Annotated in this window: 22 protein-coding genes and 1 pseudogene; 15 read left to right on the plus strand and 8 right to left on the minus strand. The window is 72.9% G+C overall.

Features of this window, described 5'->3' with window-relative positions; all coding sequences use genetic code 11:
* Positions 1 to 5 precede the first annotated feature (5 nt).
* Positions 6 to 1475 (plus strand): serine/threonine-protein kinase, encoded by a 1470-nt coding sequence (locus DDE18_RS01170; RefSeq protein WP_116570404.1) that lies wholly within the window; start codon positions 6 to 8, stop codon positions 1473 to 1475.
* Positions 1476 to 1493: 18 nt separating this feature from the next.
* Here DDE18_RS01170 and DDE18_RS01175 read toward each other — a convergent pair whose 3' ends face one another.
* Entirely contained in the window at positions 1494 to 2138 is a 645-nt protein-coding gene (locus DDE18_RS01175) for a hypothetical protein (protein ID WP_133241116.1), read from the minus strand.
* A gap of 196 nt (positions 2139 to 2334) precedes the next feature.
* On the opposite strand from DDE18_RS01175, the gene DDE18_RS01180 reads away from it, so the two are divergent.
* Genes DDE18_RS01180 through DDE18_RS01195 form a run of 4 tightly spaced genes read left to right on the plus strand, consistent with a single transcriptional unit; the run spans position 2335 to position 7961 of the window.
* Positions 2335 to 3786, plus strand: coding sequence for a DHA2 family efflux MFS transporter permease subunit (locus tag DDE18_RS01180; protein WP_116570406.1), 1452 nt, complete (start codon positions 2335 to 2337; stop codon positions 3784 to 3786).
* A 35-nt stretch (positions 3787 to 3821) separates the two neighbouring features.
* Positions 3822 to 5699, plus strand: a complete 1878-nt coding sequence (locus DDE18_RS01185; RefSeq protein ID WP_116570407.1) for a penicillin-binding transpeptidase domain-containing protein — start codon at positions 3822 to 3824, stop codon at positions 5697 to 5699.
* Complete coding sequence (locus DDE18_RS01190) at positions 5696 to 7276, plus strand: amidohydrolase (protein WP_116570408.1); 1581 nt, start codon at positions 5696 to 5698, stop codon at positions 7274 to 7276. The genes DDE18_RS01185 and DDE18_RS01190 overlap by 4 nt, the downstream gene beginning before the upstream one ends.
* A 10-nt stretch (positions 7277 to 7286) precedes the next feature.
* A complete protein-coding gene (locus DDE18_RS01195; RefSeq protein ID WP_133241117.1) occupies positions 7287 to 7961 on the plus strand; it encodes a hypothetical protein in 675 nt (224 codons plus the stop codon).
* 12 nt (positions 7962 to 7973) lie between these two features.
* Here DDE18_RS01195 and DDE18_RS01200 read toward each other — a convergent pair whose 3' ends face one another.
* Positions 7974 to 9170: a PucR family transcriptional regulator gene (locus DDE18_RS01200; RefSeq protein WP_116570410.1), complete on the minus strand. Its 1197-nt coding sequence runs from the start codon at positions 9168 to 9170 to the stop codon at positions 7974 to 7976.
* Between the two features lie 103 nt (positions 9171 to 9273).
* On the opposite strand from DDE18_RS01200, the gene DDE18_RS01205 reads away from it, so the two are divergent.
* Entirely contained in the window at positions 9274 to 10431 is a 1158-nt protein-coding gene (locus DDE18_RS01205) for a ferredoxin reductase (RefSeq protein WP_116570411.1), read from the plus strand.
* Between the two features lie 69 nt (positions 10432 to 10500).
* Positions 10501 to 11763, plus strand: a complete 1263-nt coding sequence (locus tag DDE18_RS01210) for a fatty acid desaturase family protein (protein ID WP_116570412.1) — start codon at positions 10501 to 10503, stop codon at positions 11761 to 11763.
* A 27-nt stretch (positions 11764 to 11790) separates the two neighbouring features.
* Here DDE18_RS01210 and DDE18_RS01215 read toward each other — a convergent pair whose 3' ends face one another.
* The 4 genes from DDE18_RS01215 to DDE18_RS01230 are packed head-to-tail and all read right to left on the minus strand — an operon-like array spanning position 11791 to position 14183.
* Positions 11791 to 12441, minus strand: a complete 651-nt coding sequence (locus tag DDE18_RS01215; RefSeq protein WP_116570413.1) for an HAD family hydrolase — start codon at positions 12439 to 12441, stop codon at positions 11791 to 11793.
* Positions 12438 to 12881 (minus strand): PTS sugar transporter subunit IIA, encoded by a 444-nt coding sequence (locus DDE18_RS01220; protein WP_116570414.1) that lies wholly within the window; start codon positions 12879 to 12881, stop codon positions 12438 to 12440. The genes DDE18_RS01215 and DDE18_RS01220 overlap by 4 nt, the downstream gene beginning before the upstream one ends.
* The gene (locus tag DDE18_RS01225) at positions 12878 to 13111 is read right to left on the minus strand and encodes a PTS sugar transporter subunit IIB (RefSeq protein ID WP_116570415.1); all 234 of its coding nucleotides are present in this window, start codon (positions 13109 to 13111) and stop codon (positions 12878 to 12880) included. Before DDE18_RS01225 ends, DDE18_RS01220 begins: the two co-directional genes overlap by 4 nt.
* Positions 13112 to 13139: 28 nt before the next feature.
* Positions 13140 to 14183, minus strand: coding sequence for an SIS domain-containing protein (locus tag DDE18_RS01230; RefSeq protein WP_245916379.1), 1044 nt, complete (start codon positions 14181 to 14183; stop codon positions 13140 to 13142).
* Positions 14184 to 14289: 106 nt separating this feature from the next.
* Between DDE18_RS01230 and DDE18_RS01235 the strand changes: the two genes are divergently transcribed.
* From DDE18_RS01235 to DDE18_RS01255, 5 genes and pseudogenes are all read left to right on the plus strand, one after another.
* A complete protein-coding gene (locus tag DDE18_RS01235; RefSeq protein WP_116570416.1) occupies positions 14290 to 15072 on the plus strand; it encodes a GntR family transcriptional regulator in 783 nt (260 codons plus the stop codon).
* A pseudogene (locus tag DDE18_RS01240) lies at positions 15069 to 16280 on the plus strand (PTS transporter subunit EIIC); the annotation flags it as partial. The gene DDE18_RS01235 and the pseudogene DDE18_RS01240, both read left to right, overlap by 4 nt.
* Before the next feature lie 26 nt (positions 16281 to 16306).
* Positions 16307 to 17422, plus strand: coding sequence for an N-acetylglucosamine-6-phosphate deacetylase (gene nagA / locus DDE18_RS01245; protein ID WP_116570417.1), 1116 nt, complete (start codon positions 16307 to 16309; stop codon positions 17420 to 17422).
* Positions 17423 to 17580: 158 nt separating this feature from the next.
* Positions 17581 to 18774 carry an MSCRAMM family protein gene (locus tag DDE18_RS01250; protein ID WP_133241118.1) on the plus strand — a complete coding sequence of 398 codons (1194 nt, stop codon included), beginning with the start codon at positions 17581 to 17583 and terminating at the stop codon, positions 18772 to 18774.
* 76 nt (positions 18775 to 18850) lie between these two features.
* Entirely contained in the window at positions 18851 to 19657 is an 807-nt protein-coding gene (locus DDE18_RS01255; RefSeq protein WP_116570419.1) for a crotonase/enoyl-CoA hydratase family protein, read from the plus strand.
* Positions 19658 to 19679: 22 nt separating this feature from the next.
* Here the strand turns inward: DDE18_RS01255 and DDE18_RS01260 are convergent, their stop codons facing one another.
* Together DDE18_RS01260 and DDE18_RS01265 are read right to left on the minus strand one after the other, a co-directional pair.
* Positions 19680 to 20696: an oxidoreductase gene (locus DDE18_RS01260; protein ID WP_116570420.1), complete on the minus strand. Its 1017-nt coding sequence runs from the start codon at positions 20694 to 20696 to the stop codon at positions 19680 to 19682.
* A complete protein-coding gene (locus DDE18_RS01265; protein ID WP_116570421.1) occupies positions 20693 to 21502 on the minus strand; it encodes a maleylpyruvate isomerase family mycothiol-dependent enzyme in 810 nt (269 codons plus the stop codon). Before DDE18_RS01265 ends, DDE18_RS01260 begins: the two co-directional genes overlap by 4 nt.
* Before the next feature lie 180 nt (positions 21503 to 21682).
* Here DDE18_RS01265 and DDE18_RS01270 point away from each other — a divergent pair, with 180 nt between their 5' ends.
* From DDE18_RS01270 to DDE18_RS01280, 3 genes are all read left to right on the plus strand, one after another.
* A complete protein-coding gene (locus DDE18_RS01270) occupies positions 21683 to 23485 on the plus strand; it encodes a thioredoxin-like domain-containing protein (RefSeq protein WP_116570422.1) in 1803 nt (600 codons plus the stop codon).
* 77 nt (positions 23486 to 23562) lie between these two features.
* A complete protein-coding gene (locus DDE18_RS01275; protein WP_116570423.1) occupies positions 23563 to 23775 on the plus strand; it encodes a DUF6458 family protein in 213 nt (70 codons plus the stop codon).
* Between the two features lie 45 nt (positions 23776 to 23820).
* Entirely contained in the window at positions 23821 to 24960 is a 1140-nt protein-coding gene (locus tag DDE18_RS01280; protein ID WP_116570424.1) for an NAD(P)/FAD-dependent oxidoreductase, read from the plus strand.
* Positions 24961 to 25018: the final 58 nt, after the last annotated feature.

Genomic DNA, 25018 nt, shown 5'->3' on the forward strand with positions numbered 1-25018 from the left:
CGACCGTGCCCACGCCCGCGAAGCTCGGTCGCTACCCGGTGCGCCGGCGCCTGGGCGCGGGCGCCTTCGCGACCGTGTGGCTGGCATACGACAACCACCTCGACTCCGCGGTCGCGATCAAGGTGCTGGCCGACAACTGGAGCGGGGACCTCCATATCCGGCGGCGGTTCGTCGAGGAGGGCCGCTTCCTGCGCAAGGTCGAGTCGCCGCACGTGGTGCCGGTCTACGACGCGGGGGAGCTGCCGGACGGCCGCCCCTACCTGGTGATGGCGTACGCCGACGAGGGCACGCTCGCCGACCGGCTGGAGCTCTCCCGGCTCACCCCGGAGGAGGCGCTGCACGTCATCTGCCAGGTGGGCACCGGGCTGCACGCTCTGCACCAGCGTGGCGTCCTGCACCGTGACGTGAAGCCGGCCAACGTGCTCTTCCGCACCGGCTCGGGCGGCGAGCTGGTCGCGATGCTCGGCGACCTCGGCCTCGGCAAGGCGATGGACATGTCCTCGCGGCTCACCGTCGTCGGCGGCACTCCTTCCTTCGTCGCACCCGAGCAGGCCCGGGGCGAGGGTCTCGACCCGCGCGCCGACCTCTACTCTCTGGCCGCCCTCTCCTACCTGCTCCTCTCGGGCCACCGCCCCTACGACCACCCGTCGCTCGGCGCCGCCGCCGAGCCGCAGCCGCCGCGGCCGATGACGGAGGCGGCGCCCGGGTCGGTGTCCGACGAGGTCGACGCCGTCGTGCGCCGGGCCCTCTCGCCGGTCCGTGAGGACAGGTACGCCGACGTCCCGTCGTACCTCTCGGCACTGACCCGCGCCACCGGCAGCACTGCCACCACGGCGCCTCAGCCCTGGCAGGCGGCCGCGCCGGGGCCACCGTCGCAGGGCACCAGCGCGGAGCCGGCGGCCGGGGCCACCCTGCACCGGGGACCTTCCGTCCAGCAGCGGCGGAGCCGGCCGCAGCTGGTTGTCGGCGCGGGCCTGGTCGCGCTACTACTGGGCGCGGTCGGCGGCGCGCTGGCGGAGTCGCTGCGCGACGGCGACCGGGAGGTGGTCGACGCGGCGGGGCACATCCGGGTGACCGTGCCCGAGGGGTGGGAGCGCGTCGAGGTCGAGGGCTGGAAGGTGCCGACCGGCGACGGCGCCCGCGTCGACCAGCCGGCGCTGTCGGTCGGGGAGTCCGCCGGCTGGCAGACGACCGGGACGGCGAGCGGGGTGTTCGTGGGGCTGCTGCCCGGCACCGGCCTGCCCGACGTGGTGCCGCAGCACCCCGAGTGCGACTCGGCCCGCCCGCCGATCGACGACAAGCAGGACGGCGACCGCTCGCGGACCGTCTTCTTCAGCGACTGCGTCGGCGGCACGGTGACGGTCGAGCGGGTCGTGCAGGCCACGGTCAACCAGCTGATGTGGGTTCAGGTGCGCAGCGCCGACCGCACGACGGCCAACCGGGTGCTCGACTCGGTCGAGCTCTCGGGCATCTGACCGAGTCGGCGCGTCTGCTCACGGCGTGACGGGCTGCATCCCGCTGGCGACGTGCTCGACCAGGGTGCGCATCCCCTCGACGTCGCGCTCGCGGCCGTTGGTGGCCACTTCCATCTCGGCCTCCCCCGACCCGGACACGTCGATCCAGGTGATGAACGCGTGGCGCCGGTAGCCGTTGAAGACGTAGTCGTAGGCCAGGCTGTCCGAGGTGCGCTCGGTGATCTCGACGTCGCTGATCCGGATGTCATCGTGCAGACCGACGATGCGTTGGGCCAGCATCGAGGGGATGGTGCGGCGTTCCCCGGCCACCCGCTCGACCCGCAGCACGTAGGTGAAGGGCGGATAGCCCTTCGGCTTCCACTTCCACTCGGCGATCTCGCTGATGTCCTGGCTCCAGCCGTTCGGCACCGGCACGTCGACCTCGAAGCCGTGGTCGCCCAGCCGCTCGACGTGGTACTCGAGGTCCGTGGCCAGGGGCGGCTGGTCGGGGTCGGGGTTGACCACCGGCTCCGGGTCGGAGGGCAGCTCCGGCTGGGCGGGCACCGGTGTCGCAGGGTCGTCCGAGGCGACGGTCCGGGCCGACCACGTCGCGCTCGCGGCGTACCCGCCCACGAGGCCGAGCGCGAGCAGCACTGCCACCGCCAGACCCCCGCGCCACGTCATGGGCGTCAGGGTAGTCCGTGACGAACGGACCCTCCGGGAGCCCGATCGAGGGTCCGGTCGTCACGGACTACCCCGAGTAATGGGACTACCCCGAGTAAAGAAATTGCCGGTCGGGATGTCGAATCGGGGCTGCGTGGTTCGTGGAGGAGGTGAGGGCCGCGAGAGGCGCCGCCCCGACAGACCTCCAGGAGTGACCATGAACGACGTCCGCGCCCGCTGGCTGGCGCTCTACGTGCTGTGCCTGGGCGACCTGATGATCGTGCTCGACACCAACATCGTGAACGTCGCGCTGCCCTCCATCCAGGGTGACCTCGGCTTCTCCCAGACCGCCCTGGCCTGGGTGGTCAACGCCTACATGCTCACCTTCGGCGGCTTCCTGCTCCTGAGCGGGCGCCTCGGCGACCTCTACGGCAACAAGCGGGTCTTCCTCGGCGGCCTGGTCGCCTTCACCGTCGCCTCCGTGGCCTGCGGCCTGGCGCCGACGCCCGAGCTGCTCGTCGTCGGCCGGGCCGTGCAGGGGCTCGGCGGTGCCGCGGTCTCGGCGGTCGCGCTGGCTCTGATCATGGGGCTCTTCTCCGACCCGGCCGAGCGGGCGAAGGCGATGGGCGTCTTCGGGTTCGTGATGTCCGGCGGCGGCGCGGTCGGCGTCCTCCTCGGCGGCGTACTCACCGGCCTCCTCAACTGGCACTGGATCTTCCTCGTCAACGTGCCGATCGGCATCGCCGTCTGGGTGCTCGCCCGGCGGGTGCTGCCGACCGACGAGGTGCTCGAGGAGCGCGGGCCCCTCGACGTGCCCGGTGCCGGGCTGGTCACGCTCGCGCTGATGCTGGCCGTCTACGGCGTCGTCGGCGGAAACGAGGTGGGCTGGGGCTCGGTCCGCACGCTCGGCATCCTCGGCGCGGCCGTCGTCCTCCTGGCCGCCTTCGTGTGGCGCGAGTCCGTCGTCGCCCACCCGCTGGTGCCGCTGCGCCTCTTCCGGCTGCGCAACGTCTCGATCTCGCAGTTCGTCGGCGTGCTGTGGGCGGGCGGGATGTTCGCGTGGTTCTTCCTCTCCGCGCTCTACCTCCAGCAGGTGCTGGGCTACGGCGCCCTCGCGGTCGGCCTGGCCTACCTGCCCACGTCGCTGGTGATGGCCCTCTGCTCGCTCAAGCTCAGCGACCGCCTGGTCATGCGCTTCGGCATCCGCACGCCGCTCACCGTGGGGCTCGGCCTGGCGGCCGCCAGCCTCGCGCTGTTCTCGCGGGCACCGGTCGGCGGCTCGTTCGTCGTCGACGTGCTGCCCTCGATGCTGCTGCTCGGCCTGGGCGCCGGCATCGCGTTCAACCCGGTGCTGCTCGCGGCCATGGGGGACGTCGAGCCGCACGAGGCCGGCCTCGCCAGCGGCGTGGTCAACACCTCCTTCATGATGGGCGGCGCACTGGGTCTGGCCGTGCTCGTGGCCGTGTCGTCGTGGCGCACCACGTCGCTCACCGGGTCGGGCGCGGCACCGCTCGAGGCGCTCAACGGCGGCTTCCAGCTGGCCTTCGGCATCGGCGCCCTCTTCGCCCTGGTCGCTGCGGTGGTCGGCGGGGCGCTGCTCCGGCCGCAGCCGATGACGATGCCCGCCGCGGACGAGGGCGACGAGGAGATCCTGGTGCCGGTCCACTGACGCTCCACCTTCGGCGGCTGGCTACGGTGGCCGTCATGCAGATCCGCACCGGCCCGGTCACGATCCTCCTCGCGACCGGGCTGGTCGCCGCCACGCTGGCGGGGTGCACCCAGGGGGAGGGGCCGGAGCCCACCGTCGAGCGCCTGGCGGCCGCGCTCGAGACGGGGGACCTGGCCCCCCTCGGCGCGGAGATCGAGGCCGCGGCGGCCGAGGAGTACGCCGCGATCCTCGAGCCGCTCGGCGACGAGCTGCGGCCGACGGTCGTCGTCGGCGAGGTCACATCGGAGGACGACACCGCCGAGGCCCAGCTGCGCTGGACGTGGGACCTCGGCGACGAGGAGCGCTGGACCTACGCCTCGGCCGCCGACCTCACCCGCACCGAGGACACCTGGCAGGTCCAGTGGTCGCCGAGCCTTGTCGAGCCCTCGCTCCAGGCCGGCGAGCAGCTCGACGTCGACACGGTCACCGCCGAGCGGGGGGACATCCTCGGATCGGGCGACCAGCCGCTGGTCACCGCCCGCGACGTCGCCCGGCTGGGGCTCGACAAGACCCGCGTCAAGGCCGGCCAGGTCGCGAGCAGCGCCCGGCGGATCGCCGAGCTCCTCGACATCGACGTCGCGGCGTACGTCGCCCGCGCCGAGGCCGCCGGGGCGGAGGCCTTCGTCGAGGCGCTCGTGCTGCGGGCGGACGAGGCGGCCGAGGTGTCGCCGGAGTTCGCCCGCGTGCCGGGCGCGTTCGTGGTCAACGACCAGCTGCCGCTGGGACCGACCCGCGGGTTCGCCGCGCCCATCCTCGGCTCGGTCGGCGAGGCGACCGCCGAGATCATCGAGAAGTCGGGCGGCCGCGTCGCCGCCGGCGACGAGGTCGGCATCTCCGGGCTGCAGGCGAGGTACGACGAGCAGCTGGCCGGCACCCCGGGCGTCCGCGTCGAGGCGGTGCTCGAGGACGCCGAGCGCACCCTGCACGAGGTCGCGCCGACGTCTGGCACGCCGCTGCGCACCACGCTCGACCCGCACCTGCAGACCAGGGCCGAGGCGCTGCTCGCAGACGTGGGCCCGGCGAGCGCGATCGTCGCGATCCGGCCGTCCGACGGCGCCCTCCTCGCGGCCGCGAGCGGCCCGGGCGGCGGGGGCCTGAACACGGCGACGTATGGGCAGTACGCCCCCGGCTCGACGTTCAAGGTGGTCAGCACCCTGGCGCTGCTGCGCGCCGGCCTCCAGCCGGCGACCGAGGTCGAGTGCCCTCCGACGACCGTGGTCGACGGCAAGTCGTTCAAGAACTACGACGACTACCCCTCGTCCGCCCTGGGCACGATCAGCCTGCGGATGGCGCTGGCCAACTCCTGCAACACCGCCTTCATCGGCTCCCGCGACCGGCTGCGTGAGGGCGACCTGGCCGACGCGGCCGCCGCGCTCGGGCTCGGTGTCGACCACGACCTCGGCTTCCCGGCGTACTTCGGCCAGGTCCCCCCGCCCGAGGGCGAGACGGAGGCTGCGGCCGACCTGATCGGCCAGGGCAAGGTGCTCGCCTCGCCGATGGCGATGGCGGCCGTGGCGGCCTCGGTGTCCGCCGGCCGCGCGGTCCTGCCGGTGCTGCTGCCCGACCACACCGCCGAGCAGCAGCCCCCCGCGAAGCCGCTCACCGAGGGCGAGGCGGTGGCGTTGCGCAGCCTGCTGCGGGCGGTCGTCACCGAGGGCTCGGGCGTGGGGCTGGCGGACCTCGGCGAGGTGATCGCCAAGACCGGGACGGCGGAGTACGGCGAGGCCCCCTCTGGTCAGGCAGGGGACGGCGAGCTGCCGACCCACGCCTGGATGATCGCGGCCCGCGGTGACCTGGCCGTGTCCGTCTTCGTGGAGACCGGGGAGTCCGGTTCGCGCACGGCTGGGCCGATCCTGGAGGCCTTCCTGAGATGAATGCGACGCTCATCCGCTCCGCCCGCCTCGTCGCGGTCTCGGGCGACGCGCCGGACCAGCCGGTCGACGTCCTGCTCGAAGGCGGGCGCGTGGTGGAGGTGGGGTCTCGACTTCGCTCGACCGACCGGCTGCGCTCGACCGACCGGCTGCGCTCGAGCGACCGGGTCGAGGTCGTGGACGCCGACGGGCGCTGGCTGATGCCCGGCCTGTGGGACCAGCACGTCCACCTGGGCCAGTGGACGCTCTCCAGCGCCCGCCTCGACCTCGGCCGGGCGCGGTCGAGCGCGGAGGCCGTCGAGCTGGTCCGCGAGCGGCTCGCCGTCGTGCCCGACCAGCCCGTCATCGGGTGGGGACACCGTCCGACCTCATGGGACGAGCCGCCCGTGGTCAGCGACCTCGACGCCCTCGGCAGCGACCAGCCGATCGTGCTCATCTGCGGCGACGGCCACCACGGCTGGCTCAACAGCGTCGCTCTCCACATGCTGGCGCTGGCCTCCCGCGAAGGGGTCGTCGCCGAGGCCGAGTGGTTCGCCGCCTACGGCCGCCTCGGCGCGATGCTGGGAGGCGACGGCACCGGGCCGGACGCCTACCGCCGGACCATGGCGGCGGCGGCCGCGCAGGGCGTCGTCGGGCTCGTCGACTTCGAGTTCTCCGGCGGGGTCGAGGAGTGGGTGGACCGCTGGGAGGCGGGCGCCGACCTGCTCCGCGTCCGGATGGCGACGTACGCCGCGGGGCTCGACGACGTCCTGGCCCGCGGTCTCCGCTCGGGCGATCCGCTGGCCGGGGCTCTGCCGACCGGGGATGGCCGCCTCACGATGGGCCCGCTCAAGATCATCAGTGACGGCTCCCTCAACACCCGCACGGCCTGGTGCTGCGAGCCCTACGCCGAGAAGGCCCTGCTCGGCTTCCCGCACGGCCAGCCAAACCAGACGCCCGAGGAGCTGCGCGCGCTGCTCGCCCGGGCCACCGGCCACGGCCTCGAGGTCGCGGTGCACGCGATCGGCGACCGGGCGGTGGCCGAGGCGCTGGCCGCCTTCGCCGACACCGGGGCCCGGGGCGGCATCGAGCACGTGCAGCTCACGACGCGCGACGACGTACGCCGGATGGCTGACCTGGGCGTGCGCGCGAGCGTCCAGCCCGCGCATCTCCTCGACGACCGGGACGTGACCGAGCGGCTGTGGCCCGGTCGGGCCGAGCGCTGCTTCCCCCTGCGATGGATGCTCGACGACGGCGTCGACGTGGTGCTCGGCTCCGACGCGCCCGTCTCCCCGCTCGACCCGTGGCTCGCGATCGCCGCGGCCGTGCACCGGTCGGGCGATGATCGCGAGCCCTGGCACCCGGAGCAGGCGATTACCGCGCGCGAGGCGCTCGCCGCTTCGACCGACGGGTGGGGCACTGTCGCTCCGGGCCATCCGGCCGACCTGGTCCTGCTGGCCTCGGACCCGCTAGGTTCTGGCCCGCTGAGCGGGCCAGAAGCCAGCGCCCACGAAGCGGCCCGGCTGCGCGACTTCGCCACCCAGGTCGAGGCCACCTGGGTCGCCGGAGCCCTGACGTTTGAGCGACAGGCGGCTGGGTAGCCTCGCTCGAGTGGACGAGCCTCCAACCGTGCGGCTGGTCCCGCGGTGGTACACCGCGACCGTGTTGACCGTCCTCGCCCTGGCGACCCTGGTGCTCGTCGGGCTGGCCCTCACGGCCGAGGGCGTCATGGGCTGGTCCGCCTGGGGACTGGTCGTCGCGTTCGGGTTGCTGTTCGCCTCGGCGGCCTCGGCGCTCGCCCGCCGCCGACGTCGACGGGAGCCGCAGGTCACCGCGGACGGCACCCGGGTCTTCCGCGCCCCGCCACTCACCGTGATGGGCCTGGTCGGCGCCTGGCTGGTGCTCCTCGTCGTGGCTGCCCTCTGGGCGTACGTCGCGGTGACGGACTTCGATGCCCTCGAGTCGCCGGGCTTCTCCCTGGTGACGATCGTCGGTGCGCTCGCCTCGCTCCCCGACTTCCTCCGGCTGGTCACGGGCAGGCTGCACCGCTGGACACTCGAGCTGGGCCACGACTCGCTGGTCTACCGGGGCTACCGGACCCACATCACCGTGCCGTGGTCGGACGTCCGCGGTGCGATCGTCCAGCGGAGGCACCCGGCCGGGGTCCGGATTGACCTGCGCGCGAACGCCCCCGACCCCGTCGTCCCGATCGCTGCCTTCGACGTCCCGGCTGAGCAACTGGTCGAGGAGGTCCTCCGCGGGCGGAAGGCCGCATCCGGTCGCTGAGCGCCGTACGGCTCAGGCCAGCGCCAGCGTCGCCTCGAGCACGAAGCGCGGGTCCTCGAGCCGGTCGCCGTAGAGCTCGCGCAGCTGGCCGACGCGATAGCGCACCGTCTGCGGGTGCACGAAGAGCTCCTCGGCGACCGCCTCACGACGGCCCTGGTGGAGCAGCCACGCGCGGAGGGTCTCGGCCAGCTTGTCTGCGGTGGACGGCCGCAGCTCGGCGAGGGGTGCGAGCACCTTCGCACGCAGATCGGCGCGGGCGGACGGGTCGGCGGCGAGCAGCACCTCGGCGAGGTGGGCCTCGGTGTCCACCAGCCCGTCCAGGCCGAGGCCGAGCGTGCGCAGGGCCCGCTCGTGCGAGCGGACGACCTCGAGCCAGGGCACCGTCGGACCGACCACCGACGACGTGCCCCGCAGCGCCCGCAGCAGCCCGGCCCGCGCGCTGGGCGACTCCGCCGTCGGCACCAGCAGCAGCGCGGTGCCGTCGTGGAGGCCGGGCACCTCCTCGCTCGGCTGCAGGGTGCGGGAGTCGATGAGGCTGAGCAGGTGGGAGACCTGCGACTCGGGCATCAGCACCGCCGTGAGCGCGGTCGGCGGCTCCCACTCGGCGCGCTCGGCGGCGGCCACCACGGCATCGGCGGCGGCGCCCGTGAGCAGGGCGTGCGCCAGCCGCTCGAGGTTGCGCTGCCGCACCCGGCCGCTGCTCTCCAGCTCGTCGGTGTGGCCCGCGGCGCTCGAGGCGGACAGCTCGTCGATGTAGGCGAAGACCAGCTCCGCGAACCGCGACAGCTGCTCCGCCCCCACGCCCGCGTCGACCGCGCTGCGCGCCATGTCCCGCCACGCCACCCGGGCGCCGATGCGGTACGCCGCCAGCAGGGCCTCCATGCTGCGGCCGCTCTTGGCCTCGCCCCGGCCGAGCTGGTAGGCCCCCTCGAGGGCCGGCGCCATCGGCGTGCCCGCGTCCTCGCGGGTGGCGAGGGTGAGGAAGCCGCCCAGGGCCAGCTGGACGGCGTTGCGGATGATCTCGCCCATCGACCCGCTCAGCGCGTTGGCATAGCTGGGCACCTCGGCGATGATCGCGGACACGGTGCGGTCGGCGACCTCGGGCAGCTGGGCGCGCATCAGGTCCACCACGCTGGCTTCCAGGGCGACCGGGGTGCGCCCGGCAACGGCCTGAGTCTGTGTGGCGCGGCGCACAACTCGACGTGACATCCCGCCTCCTGGGGTCCGTTTTGTTCGCTGTGCACAAAAGAGTAGCGCCGATTCACGTGCAGCGGGCAGGAAGTCTGCCGCGCCGACCGTCAGGCTGGAGGGCATGAGCACCACTCTCGAACTACCGGCCACGCAGGCGCCCAGCGCGCGCCTGAGGGACCGCCTGGTCCGGGTCGCCGAGGCGGCCACCACACCGCTCGTCCCGGCCGACTATCTCGACCTCTTCGCCCCCCTGCGCTCCGGCGCCGACCTCCGCGGCCGCATCGAGCAGGTCCACCCGGAGACCCGTGACGCCGCCACCATCCTGATCCGCCCCGGCGCCGACTGGGCCGGGCACGTCCCGGGACAGTACGTCCGCATCGGCATCGACGTCGACGGCGTGCGCCAGTGGCGCGCCTACTCCCTCACCCACGGCCCCCGCCGCGACGGCCGCATCGCGATCACCGTCAAGGCCGTGCCGGACGGCCTGGTGAGCAACCACCTCGTCCACGAGGCGCGCCCCGGCACCCTCGTCCACCTCGAGCAGGCGGCGGGTGAGTTCGTGCTCCCCGACCCGGGCGAGGGCGGCCACGCCAAGCTGCTCTTCGTCACCGCCGGCTCCGGCATCACGCCGGTCATCGGCATGCTGCGCAACCTCTTCCCCTCCACGGACGAGGGTGTGCTGCGCACCGAGCGGCTCGCGCACCGCGACCAGCACTCCGCCCCCGACATCGTCGTCATCCACGTGGCGCCCAGCCACCCCGACTCGATCTTCATCCGCGACCTCGAGGCGCTCGGCGAGGCCGGCGCCATCCGCCTGGTCGCGAGGTACGACGACCAGCACGGGCTCCTCGACCTTGCGGACCTCGAGACCTGGGTGCCCGACCTGCAGGAGCGCCGCACGTTCGCCTGCGGTCCCGCGGGGCTCCTCGACGCCCTGCAGGCCCACCACCAGGAGCGCGGCCTCACCGTGACGACCGAGCACTTCCGCACCGCCCGGGTCGAGCCCGGCGAGGGAGGCACGATCACCTTCGCAGACGGCAAGACCCTCGAGGCCGACGGGGCCACCCCGATCCTCGACGCCGCCGAGACCGCCGGCGTCCTCATGCCCAGCGGCTGCCGGATGGGCATCTGCTTCGGCTGCGTGCTGCCGCTGAAGGAGGGCGCCGTGCGCGACCTCCGCAACGGCGAGATCACCACCGCCGTCGCCGGTGAGAGCCGCCACGTCCTCGTCCAGACCTGCATCAGCGCCGCCGCCGGCGCCTGCCACCTCGACCACTGAACCCCTCTCGGCTGGTCGAGCGAAGTCGAGACCTCGACTTCGCTCGATCCACCGGACGAAAGGAATCTGATGACTGCCATCCAGAAGAAGTCCGACAACCCGATCGCCCACCTCACGCCCGAGGACATCGAGCAGCTCGGCCGCGAGCTCGACGCGATCCGCCAGGACGTGCTCGACTCCCGCGGCGCCGACGACGCGGCGTACATCCGCAAGGTCATCAAGACCCAGCGCGGACTCGAGCTCGGCTCGCGCGCCGTGCTGCTCTTCTCGGTCTTCCCGCCCGCCTGGGTGCTCGGCACCGCGGGCCTCAGCGTCTCCAAGATCCTCGAGAACATGGAGATCGGCCACAACGTCCTCCACGGCCAGTGGGACTGGATGCGTGACCCCAAGATCCACTCGACCACGTGGGAGTGGGACTTCGCGACCCCGGCCGCGCAGTGGCAGCACTCGCACAACCAGATCCACCACACCTACACGAACGTCATCGGCAAGGACAACGACCTCGGCTACGGCATCATGCGCGTCGACGAGGACCAGCGCTGGAGCCCGTTCCACCTCGCCCAGCCGCTGTGGTGCTTCCTCAACGCGGTCTTCTTCGAGTACGGCATCGCGGCCTACGACCTCGACCTCGGGGCCACCATCAAGAAGAAGAAGCTCAAGGACCCCGACTTCCAGCGCCGCGCCAAGGAGGTGCTCGCCAAGGTCCGCAAGCAGGCCACCAAGGACTACGTCGTGCACCCGCTGCTCTCCCTGCCGACCGGCTCGTTCCTGCCCACGGTGCTGGCCAACTTCACCGCCAACACGGTCCGCAACCTGTGGGGCAACTCGGTCATCCTCTGCGGCCACTTCCCCGAGGGCGTGGAGACCTTCGAGAAGCGCTCGATCGAGGGCGAGACGCGCGGCGAGTGGTACCTGCGCCAGATGCTCGGCGCCGCCAACATCTCCGGGTCGAAGGCCATGCACATCATGTCCGGCAACCTGTCGCACCAGATCGAGCACCACCTCTTCCCGGACCTGCCGTCCAACCGCTATGCCGAGATCGCACCCAAGGTGAAGGCGCTGTTCGACAAGTACGAGCTGACCTACTGCGCCAGGCCGTTCCCGCAGCAGGTCTACTCCGCCTGGCACAAGGTCTTCCGCCTCTCGCTGCCCAACGGCTGGCTCGCGACGACCAACGTGAAGAACGCGCCGCAGCAGCTCAAGCTCCTCTACGCCATGTCCACGAAGGGCCCCAAGGTCCGCCGTGCCGCCCAGGCCCGCCTCACCCAGGAGGCGCGTCGCAAGGAGGCGGCGAAGTCCAAGGCAGCCGAGAAGGAGACCGTGGCAGCCTGAACCGCCCACCGTCGCCGGCTGGTCGGGCTACAGCCCGACCAGCCCCGGCAACGGGGTGAGGTCGTCGACGAGCGCCAGGGCCCCGGCGGCGAGGAGTACGTCGCGGGCATGGGTCGTCGTCACGCCGTAGACCTGGCCCACGCCGGCCCCGAGGGCGGCGCGGACGCCGGCGGGGGAGTCCTCGACGGCGATGGCGCCTGAGGGGTCGACCCCCAGGCTGGAGCAGGCGAGCGCGAAGCCCGCCGGGTCGGGCTTGCCGTCGACGACGTCCTCGGCGGTGACCACGAGGTCGACGCCGTCGGACAGGCTGAGCGACTCCTGGAGCGACAGCCGGACCCATGCCGGGCCCGCCGACGTGACGACCGCGACCGGCACGCCGGCGCTGCGGGCGGCCAGCACGAGCGCCCGGGCTCCCGGCACGGGGGCCGGCGCCTCGTCGGGCACGAACGGGAGCACCTCGGCCAGCAGCTCGAGCGGGTCGTGCCCGGCCCACGGTCCGGGCTCGGTGACGAAGACGTCCTCGGCCCGCCGGCCGGTGAAGACCGACAGGTCGGGGACATCCCAGCCACGGTGCGCCAGCCAGTCGGCGTAGCCACGTCGGTGCAGCGGCTCGGAGTCGACGAGGGTGCCGTCGAGGTCGAGGAGCAGGGCGGCGGGAGTGGTCGGCGGCCTGGTCACGCGGTGAACAGCACCTCGCCGGTGGCCACGTCGGAGCCGATCCGCTCGCTCGACACCGAGCCCTTGGGGCGGTCCATCAGCACGATCGGGATGACCGTCGAGATGCCCTCCCCGGTGACGGTGGCGGGGTCCCAGGTGATCATCGGGTCCCCGGCCGCCACGTCGCTGCCCTGCTCGACGAGGACCTCGAAGCCCTCGCCCTCGAGGCGCACGGTGTTGATGCCGAGGTGGACCAGGAGGCCCACGCCGTCACCGAGCACGACGAACGCGTGCGGGTGGACCTTGAGCACCTTGCCCGCGATCGGCGAGACCACGGTGGTGCGGCCCGGGGCCGGCTCGATGGCCACGCCCGGGCCGACGATCTCCTCGGCGAAGACCGGGTCCGGGACCTCTGACATGGCGATGACCCGGCCGGGGCAGGGGGAGAGAACCGCCTTCACATCAGGTCCTCGATGTCCTCGGCCAGGTTGTCGGCCTCCGGACCCACGACGACCTGCACCACGTTGCCGCTCGCGACGACACCGTGCGCGCCCGCTGCCTTGAGGGCGGCCTGGTCGACCTTCGAGCCGTCCCTGACCTCGGTCCGCAGGCGGGTGATGCACGCCTCGATCTCGACGACGTTCTCGGCGCCACCGAGGCCGGCCAGGATCTGCTCTGCCTTGCTGCTCATCTGGGGTGCTCCTTCGTGGGTGTAGGGGTCAGGCGTCGGTCTGGGTGACCTTCTTCAGGCCGCGGGGATTGTCGGGGTCGAGGCCCAGGTCGCGGGCCAGCCGCTCGATCATCAGCTGGGCGGGCACGATCGTCGCCAGCGGCGCGACCGCCTCGGGCAGCTCGGGGCCGGCCAGGTGGACGTCGCAGGCCTCCGCGAACGCCGTACCGCCTCCGATGCCCACGATGTGCGCCCCCCGGGACCGCAGGTCGGCCGCGAGCTCGACCATCGGCTCCGCGAGCGGGCCATCCTGGGCGGCGACGAGCACGGCCGCGATCCCGGAGGTCACCACGGAGATGGGTCCGTGCCGCAGGTCGGCGTAGGAGTAACCACGCACCGGGGTCAGGCAGGTCTCCTCCAGCTTGAGGGCCGTCTCCAGGGCGGTGCCCATGAGCAGGCCGCGCCCTGAGACGACCACGTGCTCGGCGTCGGCGAGGAGCCGGGCGGCGGCCTCCACGTCGGCGCCCGAGAGACGGCTGATCTCCTCGGGCACGCGCGCGAGGTCGTCGCCGATGCCGGCACCGAGCGCGTCGGCGAGGACCGCGACGGCAGCCAGCTGGGTGACATAGGTCTTCGTGGCGGGCACCGCGAGCTCGGGGCCCGCCTGGGTGACCAGGGCCAGGTCGGCCGCTGCGGCGAGCGGTGAGTCGGCGACGTTGGTGACCGCCGCCGTGGCCGCGCCGCACTCGCGGGCCCAGGCCTGGGACTCGACGATCTCCTGGGTCGAGCCCGACTGCGAGACCGAGACGACCAGGGTGTCGGTGAGGTCGAGGCGAGCGCGGTAGTGGGTGGCCACGCTCGGCGCGGCCAGGGCGGCGGGGACGCCGGCGCCGACCTCGAGCAGGTAGCGCCCGTAGACGGCGGCGTTGTCGGACGAGCCGCGGGCCACCAGCAGCACGCGGCGGCGCTCGCCCACCAGCTCGCGCAGCGACTCGCGCTGGGGGAGCAGCCGGTCGAGGGTGCGCTGCACGGCGGCAGGCTGCTCGGCGATCTCCCGGGCCATCTGGCTCGACTGGCTGTGCTGGGCCGTCATGGTCACCCCTTGACAAGGACTCACTGCATGGTCAGGATAACTGGTACGTACCAGACCGTACCACGTCACGCGGAGCGCGTCGAGGTCGAAATCGCGAGGAGGAGCCATGGCCCTGGTCATCACCGACGGTCCCCGGCCCAAGCACGCGCAGCTCAGCGATGTGCTCGCCGAGCTCGCGGTCAAGGAGCTCGGTCCGGACGCCGCGATCCCCTCCGAGCGCGAGCTGATGTCGACCTACGACGTCTCCCGCGCCACCGTGCGCAAGGCGATCGAGACGCTGATCGCGGAGGGTCTGCTCACCCGGATCCACGGCAAGGGCACCTTCGTGGCCCGTCCGCGCGTCGAGAGCCACCTGCACCTCGCGTCGTTCAGCGAGGACATGCGCCGCCGCGGCCTCACGCCGTCGACCCGGCTGCTCGCCGTCGACCTCGACGAGCCGCCCGCCGAGGTCGCCACGTCGCTGCGGCTCGGCACCGCTGGGCGGGCCTGGCGGGTCGACCGCGTCCGGCTCGCCGACGGCCAGCCGATGGCGCTCGAGCAGGGCTGGTACGCCGAGGCCCTGCTGCCCGACCTCGACCACCACGACCTCACCGGCTCGCTCTACAGCCTCTTCGCCGACGTCTACGGCCTCGTCATCGACCGCGCCTCCCAGACGCTGTGGGGCGAGAGCGCCGACGCGACCCTCGCGCGGCGCCTCGAGGCGCCGCTGCACACGCCGCTCCTCGTCTTCCGTCGCGTCTCCACTGCGGACGGCAAGCCACTGGAGCACGTCGTCTCCCGCTACCGGGGCGACCGCTACCAGCTGCACATGGACCTGATCGGCAGCACCAGCACACCCCCCTCCCGCACGACACCCAGCACCACTCGAGAGAAGGGCAACCACCCGTGAGCACAACCGACACCGCCTCAGGCGGACTGCGGAGCAGGATCAACCTGGCTCCGATCCAGAAGTTCGGCCGCAGCCTGATGCTGCCGATCGCCGCCCTGCCGGTCGCCGCGATCCTGCTCCGCCTCGGGCAGGACGACCTCCTCGGCGTCGACGGGCTCGGCTGGGAGAGGGTCGCGGCGGTCATCGGTGCCGGTGGCGACGCACTCTTCGCGAACCTGCCGCTGCTCTTCGCCGTCGGCATCGCGATCGGCATGGCCAAGAAGGCAGACGGCTCCACCGCCCTCGCGGCCGTGGTCGGCTACCTCGTCTTCAAGGCCGTCGGCGACGCAGTCTCGCCGTTCGTCCTCGGCCTCCCCGAAGAGGGCCAGGAGCAGGAGCTCATCAACTACGGCGTGCTCGGCGGCATCGTGATGGGCCTCGCGGCCGCCTTCCTCTGGCAGCGCTACCACCGGGTCTCCCTGCCGCCCTACCTTGCCTTCTTCGGCGGCCGCCGCTTCGTCCCGATCATCACCGCGCTCGCGGCGATCGTGATCTCGGTGCTGATGTCGCTGGTCTACCCCTGGTTCGACACCGGTATCACCAGCCTCGGCGAATGGGTCACCGAGAACGCCGTGATCGGCGGCTTCGTCTACGGCACGATCAACCGGTTGCTGATCCCGCTCGGCCTGCACCACATCCTCAACAGCCCGCCGTGGTTCATCTTCGGCGAGTACGAGGCTGCCAACGGCGAGGTCTACCACGGCGACATCGCCCGCTTCCTCCACGGCGACCCGACCGCCGGCGCCTTCATGACCGGCTTCTTCCCGATCATGATGTTCGCGCTCCCGGCCGCCGCCCTGGCGATCTGGCACACCGCCCGCCCGGAGCACAAGAAGGCTGTCGGAGGCATCATGCTCTCCGTGGGCCTCACCGCGTTCCTCACCGGCGTGACGGAGCCGCTGGAGTTCACCTTCATGTTCGTGGCGTTCCCGCTCTACGTCGTCCACGCACTGCTCACCGGCACCTCGCTGGCGTTGGTCAACGCCCTGGGCATCCGCGACGGGTTCGGCTTCTCCGCCGGCCTGTTCGACTTCGTCCTCAACTGGAACATCGCCGAGAAGCCGGCCCTGCTGATCGTGATCGGCCTCGGCTACGCGGTGCTCTACTACTTCCTCTTCCGGTTCGTCATCACGAAGTGGAACCTGCGCACCCCAGGCCGTGAGGAAGAGGCCGCGATCGAGGCGGACACGTCCGCGTGATCCTCAGTGCCACTCGTGTGGTCACCCCGGCGCGTGTCCTCGCGCCGGGGTGGCTGCGCGTCACCGGCGACCGCATCACCGAGGTGGGCGAGGGGCACCCCCCCGCGCCCGCCGACGCCCACGCGGAGCTGCTCGTGCCCGGTTTCGTGGACATCCATGGTCACGGCGGCGGCGGCTTCTCCCACACCGACGGCGACCCGGAGGCGTCCCGCGCCGCGGTCCGCGCCCACCTCGCGCACGGCACCACCACCCAGGTCGCGAGCCTGGTCACCGACTCCCTCGACACGCTGGTCGCGTCGCTGCGGGCACTGCGGCCGCTGGTCGCCGACGGCGCCCTCGCCGGCCTGCACCTCGAGGGTCCGTGGCTCAGCTTCGACCACCCGGGTGCCCACGACACCAGCCACCTGTGCGACCCGACGCCCGCGGCGGTCGACGCCGTCCTCGACGCCGCCGACGGCGCGCTGAGCATGGTCACCCTGGCCCCCGAGCGCGCGGGCGGCCTCGACGCCGTACGCCGGCTGGCCGAGGCCGGCGTAACGGTGGCCGTCGGCCATACGGACGCGACGTACGACCAGACGCGCGCGGCCCTCGACGCAGGCGCCACCGTGGGCACGCACCTGTTCAACTGCATGCGCCGCCTCCACCACCGCGAGCCCGGCGTGATCGGCGCGCTGCTCGGCAGCGACGCGTACGTCGAGCTGGTCGCCGACGGCGTGCACCTGCACGACGAGACCCTGCGGCTGGCGTTCGCGGCGGCGCCCGGGCGGCCGGTGCTCATCACCGACGCGATGGGCGCGGCGGCCGCCGCCGACGGCGACTATCTGCTCGGCCCGATGGCCGTCGAGGTGCGCGACGGGCTGGCCCGGATCGCCACCACCGGTGCGATCGCGGGGTCGACGCTCACGTCGCTTGCCGCTGTGCGCCACGCCGTACGCTTCGCCGGGATCCCCCTCGTCGACGCGGTCCGCGCGGCCACCGCGACCCCCGCGGCGGCCCTGGGGCTGCCCGACGTGGGAGAGCTGCGAGCCGGTGCGCGGGCCGACCTCGTCCTCCTGGATGACGATCTCGGACTGCTGCGGGTGCTCCACGCGGGGGAGTGGCTCAGCCGTTGACCTGACGAGGGGGTCCGACCGGACTAGGCCGTTGGGGCAGTTCTTCCTCAACGTTCCCTCAAGAGACCGTCATGCCTTGGTCGTCGCTCCTTACGTTGCAGGTCACACATAAGCGCGTGGCTCGGGACGCCCAAAGACTCAGGGGCAAAGTCATGCTGATGCACTCGTTGCAGGACAAGCACAGGAAGAGGGCCGCGGCCGTGTCGCTGGCCGCAGTGCTGGGAGCCACCCCCTTCGTGGTGGCGATGACCGTGGACTCCTCGGTCGCGGCGGGGCCTCCCGCCAGGATGAAGGGCGTCATCACCGCCGCCGGCGGTGGAGCACTCGGGGGCATCAGGGTCTCGGCTCTGTCACTCATGCCGATCGACGGCGTCAACCAGTGGGTCGAGGTGGACTCCGCCGTCAGTGGGGTGGACGGCCGCTTCAACGTCGGCAAACTCGCCGACGGGGCCTACCGGCTCCGCTACTACGACCCCACCGGGACGTTCGCGACGGAGTTCTACGACAACGCGCCGCGCGCCGACGCGGCGAACGACATCGTCCTGTCAGGCGGCAACACCGTCCGCAGCGGCCTCGACGCCGAGCTGGGCGGCGCGGCGCACCTCACCGGCAAGGTCACCGACAACCTTGGTAACGCCCTGGCGGGAGCCGTCGTGACCACCTACGTCCTCCAGGGTTCGGACTGGGTGCCGTACCAGTCGGTCGAGACCACGGCCGACGGCAGCTATGACCTCGGCGGCCTGCCGGCGGGCGACTACACCCTCGGGTTCTCCGACCCCGCCAGCGGCGCGACGGAGTACTGGAACGACGAGGCGGCGCTGGCCGACGCCGACACGCTCGCCGTCGACAGCTCGGGCACGACCGCGGGCCTCGACGCCAGCCTGGACACCGGCGCGACCCAGCCGCCGGAGCCGACCCCGACGGTGACCGAGACGGCGACTGCGACCGCCACGGCCACGGCGACCGCCACGGACACGGCCACCGCCACGGCGACCACCACCGAGACGGCCATGCCGGCGGAGACCGCCACGTCCACCACCACCACGACCGCGGCCGCGCCGACCCAGGTGACGACCATCCGCGTCCTGACGAAGCCGCGGATCAAGGGCGTGCGCATGGTGGGCCGGAAGCTCCGGGTCACCCAGGGCACGTTCTCGCCCAGCCTGGTGGCGCGCAAGGTCCAGTGGCTCGCCAACGGCAAGGCCGTCAAGGGAGCGACCAAGTCGCGCCTGCGGCTCACGCCGAAGATGCGCGGCAAGCGGATCTCGGTCAGGGTCACCGTCTCGGTGCCCGGGTCGAAGCCACTGGTCGTGAAGTCCGCACGCACCAAGCGGATCAAGCCCGCGTCCTGACGGGCGGCCGGCTGGCGTTGACCGGCTCTGTTGACGGGCTGGGGCGGGCGGACGGCACGCGCCGTACGCTGACGGCATGTCTGCTCGCCCCAGCCTCGTCTCCTGCCAGATCGAGGACGGCATCGCGCACGTGCGGCTGATCCGGCCGGACAAGCTCAACGCCCTGACCCTCGACACGCTGGACCAGCTGGTCAGTACGGCGCGCAGGCTGCGCCGCGACAAGCGGCTGCGGGCCGTGGTGCTCTCGGGCGAGGGCGACGCGTTCTGCGCGGGCCTGGACTTCGCGACCGTGATGCAGGACCCCAAGGGCGTCGTCCGGGGCTTCATGCCGCGGCCCTGGCGGGGGACGAACACCTTCCAGGAGGCGTGCTGGGCCTGGCGCCGCCTGCCCGTCCCGGTGATCGCCGCCGTGCACGGCCACTGCCTCGGCGGCGGTCTCCAGATCGCGCTCGCGGCCGACTTCCGGATCGCGACGCCCGACTCGACCTGGTCCGTGCTCGAGGGCAAGTGGGGGATCATCCCCGACATGACCGGCGTGCGGAGCCTCGCCGAGCTGGTCGGGATCGACACGGCCAAGCGGCTCACGATGACCGCCGAGATGTTCTCCGGCAAGGAGGCGGCCGACCTCGGCCTGGTCACCCAGCTCGACGCCGACCCGGTCGCCGCGGCGCTCGGCTTCGCCCACCAGCTCGCACAGAAGTCGCCCGACCAGCTCGCCGCGACCAAGCGCATCTTCAACCGGACCTGGCACGCCAGCCCGCGGGCGACCTTCGCGCGCGAGCGATGGGAGCAGGCATTCCTGCTCGTCGCCCGCAACACCAAGGCGACCCAGAAGGCCGTGGTCTCCAGGACCGCGCCGGTCTTCGGTCCGCGCCAGCGCTGACGCCTCGCGTCCCGCGGGTCGATCAGGGGTAGGACAGCCCCACGGTCTCCTCGCTGATCTCCCACAGCCGGCGCTGCGCCTCCCGGTCGTGGGAGAGGCGGCGGCTCGACACGATCATCGGGGGACCGCGCAGCTCGCCGCGACCGCTCGGCCCGACGTACGTCGAGCCCGGCAGGTCGGCCGTCGCCGCCATCAGGCTCGGCCACGCGCCCGCGGCGGCCGACTGGGAGACGGCCTTGACCGCCGCGTCGAGGATGGCCGCGGGGCGACGGGGGGCCTCCCCCAGATGCGAGTGGGCGAACATCCCGTTGACCGTGAGGTGGGTGCCGGAGAGCCCGGGATGCGCGGCGAGCGCCTTGAGTGGCAGCCCGGCATCCCGCGCGCGCCGGTCGAGCTCGTAGGTGAAGAGCAGGTTGGCGAGCTTGGACTCGCCGTAGGCCGGCCACCGCTGGTAGCGCCGCCGGCTGCGGGGGTCGTGCAAGGGCGCCTGCCTGGCGGCCCGGTGCATCAGGGAGGAGACGGTGACGACTCTCCCTTCCCTTCTCTCCTCCCTTGACCCCTCCTTGCTGCCGTCGTCGGTGGCGACGAGCTGGGGGAGCAGCAGGCCGGTGAGCAGGAACGGGCCGAAGTGGTTGGTCGCCATCTGCGACTCGAGCCCGTCGACGGTGAGCCGGTGCGGCGTCGCCATGATGCCGGCGTTGTTGACCAGCACGTCGATCCGGCCGAGCACCACGGCGGCGGCACCGGCTCGGCGTACGGACGAGAGGTCGGCCAGGTCGACGACGAGGTGCTCGAGCGCGGCGTCGTGGACCTCCTTCCGGATCGCGGCGTCGGCCGCCGCGAGCTTCTCCTCGCTGCGGCCCGCCAGCACCACCCGCGCTCCCTTCCGGGTGAGCTCGAGCGCGGTGTGGTAGCCGATGCCGCCCAGGCTGGGCCCGGTGACGACGATCGTCCTGCCGGTCTGGTCAGGGATGTCGGCGAGGGTCCAGGGCTGCTGGCCGTCAGGTCCTTGCCCTTCAGGTCTTTGGCCACCGCTCATGGCGTGACCGCCATGACCTCGACGATGCGCTCGGCCAGGACGGGGTCACCCGCCAGCTGGACGCGGCCGGACTCGGGCTTGCGGCGCCCGCCGGCGAGCAGGGCGAAGGACTCCCGGTCGGTGCGGATCGTGACCGTGGGGTCTGCCGGCACCTCGACCGGGACGGCCCGGCCGGCGTCGTTCACCTCGACGGCCCGCGCGTGCCCGTCGATGTCCAGCACCACGCGGGTGCCGGCCGGTGCCTTGGCCCGCTTGGCCACCACGATCCCGAGGGACTCGGCGAGATAGTCGGCGGTGTGTGCGGCCGGCGCGGTGTGGAGGCCACCCGGCAGGTCGAGCGCGCGGCGGAGGTCCTGTTCGTGCATCCACACGTCGAGGGGACGGTTGCGCAGCAGGGTGCGCGTGGACCAGCCGATCATCCCGAAGACGCCGGGTGCCGGGGCGTCGGGATCGGTCGGGGGATCCGCCAGGAGCGCGGTGTGCCGGGCCGTGGCGGCGGAGCGGATCTCGTTGATCAGCTCGTCGGGAGTGCGGTCCTTGCGCGCGACGACGCCCTGCTCGGTGAACTGGCCCAGCATCCCGCGCACATGTGCCGGCTCGCCGATCTCCACGTTGTCGTGCTCGGCGCCTGCGAGGAGTGCCTCGAGGTGCGCGGTGTGCGCGGCGATGTCGTGGACGTCCCACCCCGGCAGGTCGGTGGGGTGGTGCCAGGCATCGTCGGGCACGTGCTCCAGCAGCGCGGTGAAGGCGTCGACCGCCTGCCACCACACGTCGACGTAGCCGGCCAGCTCATCCGAGACACTCATGCGCTGCAGGGTAGTGCCCGCATGCTCGCGTCGGTGCGCTCACTCGTGCCCCCGCCTAGAGGGGGCAAGACGTAGCGAGGACACAGGGTCAGTGGCGTCCTTGTCACGCGAGTCCTGGCACACCTCCCCCTCGTAGGCGAGGTCCGCCCGGTAAGGAGGTCCGCCCGGTAAGAATGTGCTGTGTCAGAGACCAGGGGGCGGGTGCGGGCGCCGGAGCTGCGCGGTCGCGCCTGGCTCAACACCGGCGGCAGCGAGCTGTCGACTGCCCAGCTGCGGGGCCGCTTCGTCCTCGTCGACTTCTGGACCTTCTGCTGCATCAACTGCCTGCACGTCCTCGACGAGCTCCGGCCGATCGAGGAGAAGTGGGCCGACGAGCTCGTCGTGGTGGGCGTCCACTCCCCGAAGTTCGTGCACGAGGCCGACCCGGTCGCCCTCGCCGCCGCAGTCGAGCGCTACGGCGTCCACCACCCCGTCCTCGACGATCCCGAGCTGGTCACCTGGTCGGCCTACGCCGCCCGCGCCTGGCCGACCCTCGTCCTGGTCGACCCCGAGGGCTACGTCGTCGCGCAGTACGCCGGCGAGGGCCACGGCCACGCGATCGACGCCCTACTCGCCGAGCTCGTCCCGCTCCATCGCGAGCGCGGGACCCTGCAGCCCGGCGACTCGCCGTACGTCCCTCCGGTCATCGAGCCCAGCGACCTCCGCTTCCCGGCCTCGGCCGTGCCCCTCCCCGACGGCCGGGTGCTCGTCGCGGACGCCGGTCACGACGAGGTCGTCGTCCTGGCCAGCCCCGAGGGCGACGACTCGGTCGAGCCGAGCCCGCTGGTCGAGCCTGTCGAGACCCGGATCGGCGGCTTCCGCGAGCCCAACGGCCTGTGCCTGCTGCCGCAGGAGGTCGCGGCCGAGGTGGGGTACGACGTGGTGGTGGCCGACACGGTCGCCCACCGCCTGGCCGGGATCACCCTCGCGACGGGGGAGGTGCGCACGCTCGCCGGCGACGGGACGCAGGGGATCGTCGGGGACGGGCACCTGAGCAGTCCCTGGGACGTGGCGTGGTGGCGCGACAAGGTCTGGGTCGCGATGGCGGGTGTGCACCAGCTGTGGATCTTCGACCCGCGCACCGGTCTCGCCGAGGTGGCGGGCGGCACCGGCAACGAGGGGCTCCTCGACTTGCCACTGGAGGAGGCGTGGTTCGCCCAGCCTTCGCGGCTCGCGCCGGACGGTGACCGGCTCTGGGTCGTCGACAGCGAGACGTCGGCGGTGCGCTGGGTGCGGGACGGCGCCGTCCACACCGCCGTCGGCACCGGCCTCTTCGACTTCGGCTTCCGCGACGGCCCCGCGGCCCCCGGCGCCGAGGACGGCGCGCTGCTACAGCACCCGCTCGGCGTGACCGTCCTGCCCGACGGCTCGGTGGCGATCTGCGACACCTACAACGGCGCAGTACGCCGCCTCGCCGACGGTCAGGTCTCGACCCTCGCCACCGACCTCGCCGAGCCGAGCGCGGCGTACGTCGAGGCCGGACCCGGTCAGGATGGCCACCTCGTCGTCGTGGAGTCCGCCGCCCACCGGCTCGTCCGGATCCCGCTGGACGCCCGGGTGGCCGCGGCGGACTTCGCCCACACCACGCAGCGCCCCGTCACCGAGGTGGGACCCGCGCTCGACCTGGTGGTGGCGTTCACGCCGCCGCCCGGCCAGAAGGTCGACGACCGCTTCGGGCCGCCCTCCCAGCTCTTCGTGACCGCGACCCCGCCCGCGCTGCTGCGCGAGGGCGACGGGCGAGGCACCGACCTCACGAGGCGGCTGGTGCTCGACCCCGCGGTCGGGGACGGTGTGCTCCACGTGGCCGCGCGCGCCGCGTCCTGCGACGCCGACGGCGGCGAGGGCGCCGCCTGCCATCTGCACCAGCAGGACTGGGGCGTCCCCGTCCGGGTCGTGCCTGACGGCCCGCCGACCCTGTCGCTACCCCTGGGCGGGACCGCGTGACGCGTACGTGAGGATCACGCCGGGTACCGGACGCTTGGGCGCGGCACCCGCCTGCGCCCACGACGGAAGGAGTGAACATGGGCATCGGCCTCGGCATCATCCTGCTCGTCATCGGCCTGATCCTCGCGCTCGGAGCGGTGGACCTCCCGGCCGCCGTGGACGACGTGGTGGCCACCGAGACGCTCGGCTGGATCCTGATCATCATGGGCGTCGTGGCCCTGGTCCTCGCGCTGGTGATCAACCAGCAGCGGCGGCACACCACCCACGTGGAGGAGCGCCGCGAGCTCTGAGCCGTGCAGCCGGGCTGAGCTCCTCGACCTGACCAGGAGGCACGCATGAGCATGGTGATCGTCGGGGGCGGGCTCGCCGCCGCCAACGCGGCCAAGGAGCTGCGGGACCGGGACTACCCCGGTCCGGTGACGGTCGTGGCGGCCGAGTCCCACCTGCCCTACGAGCGACCGCCGCTGTCCAAGGGCATCCTGCTCGGCAAGGCCGGGCCCGACGACGCGGTGGTCAATCCCCAGGAGTGGTACGCCGAGCAGGAGGTCGACCTGCGCACCGGCACCCGCGCCGAGTCGGTCGACCTCGAGGCGCGCACGGTCACGCTGGCCGGCGGCGAGCAGCTGTCCTACGAGCGGCTACTGCTCGCGACCGGCGCGACCCCGCGCACCCTGTCCTCCTTCGAGGCGTCGAGCCTGCCCGTCACCACCCTCCGCACGCTCGAGGACTCCCTCGCCCTGAAGGAGCGCCTCGACCGCGACCTGCTGATCGTCGGCGCCGGCTGGATCGGCCTCGAGGTCGCGTCGGCGGCCGTGCAGGCCGGCGGGCGCGTCACCATCGTGGACCCGGCGGCCCAGCCGCTCCTGGCGGCGCTGGGGCCCGAGGTCGGTGCGCTCTTCGCCGAGCTGCACCGCGGCCACGGCGTCGACCTGCGCCTCGAGACGTCGGTCGAGGCGGCCGCCGGTGACCTGGTCCGGCTCTCCGACGGCCACGAGCTGAGCCCCGACCTCGTGGTCGTGGGCATCGGCGCCGTGCCCGACGACTCGCTCGCCCGGGACGCCGGCCTGGACGTGGACGGGGGCGTCCTGGTCGACGCGAGCCTGCGCACGAGTGACCCGCACGTGCTCGCCGCCGGCGACGTCGCCGTGCACGACCACCCCGTGCTGGGCCGGCGCATCCGCGTGGAGCACTGGGACACCGCGATCCACCAGGGCCGCCACGCCGCGCGGGTGATGCTCGGCGACGAGGCGCCCTACGACCGCCAGCCCTACTTCTACACCGACCAGTACGACATGGGCATGGAGTACGTCGGCAGCGTCGGCCCCGACGGCTACGACGACGTGGAGATCAGCGGGAGCGGGCTCGTGGAGGGCCTGCAGGTCGTCTGGAAGCGCGGCGGGACCGTCGTGGCGGTCATGCAGGCCAACGACTGGGACGCCATGGACTCGTTGCGCGCGCGCCTCGGCGGCGCCTGAGCGGCGTACGACGAAGGGCCGTCCCGGACGAATCCGGGACGGCCCTCTCTCGCTACTC

The sequence above is a fragment of the Nocardioides gansuensis genome, assembly GCF_003076135.1.
Classification (GTDB): domain Bacteria; phylum Actinomycetota; class Actinomycetes; order Propionibacteriales; family Nocardioidaceae; genus Nocardioides; species Nocardioides gansuensis.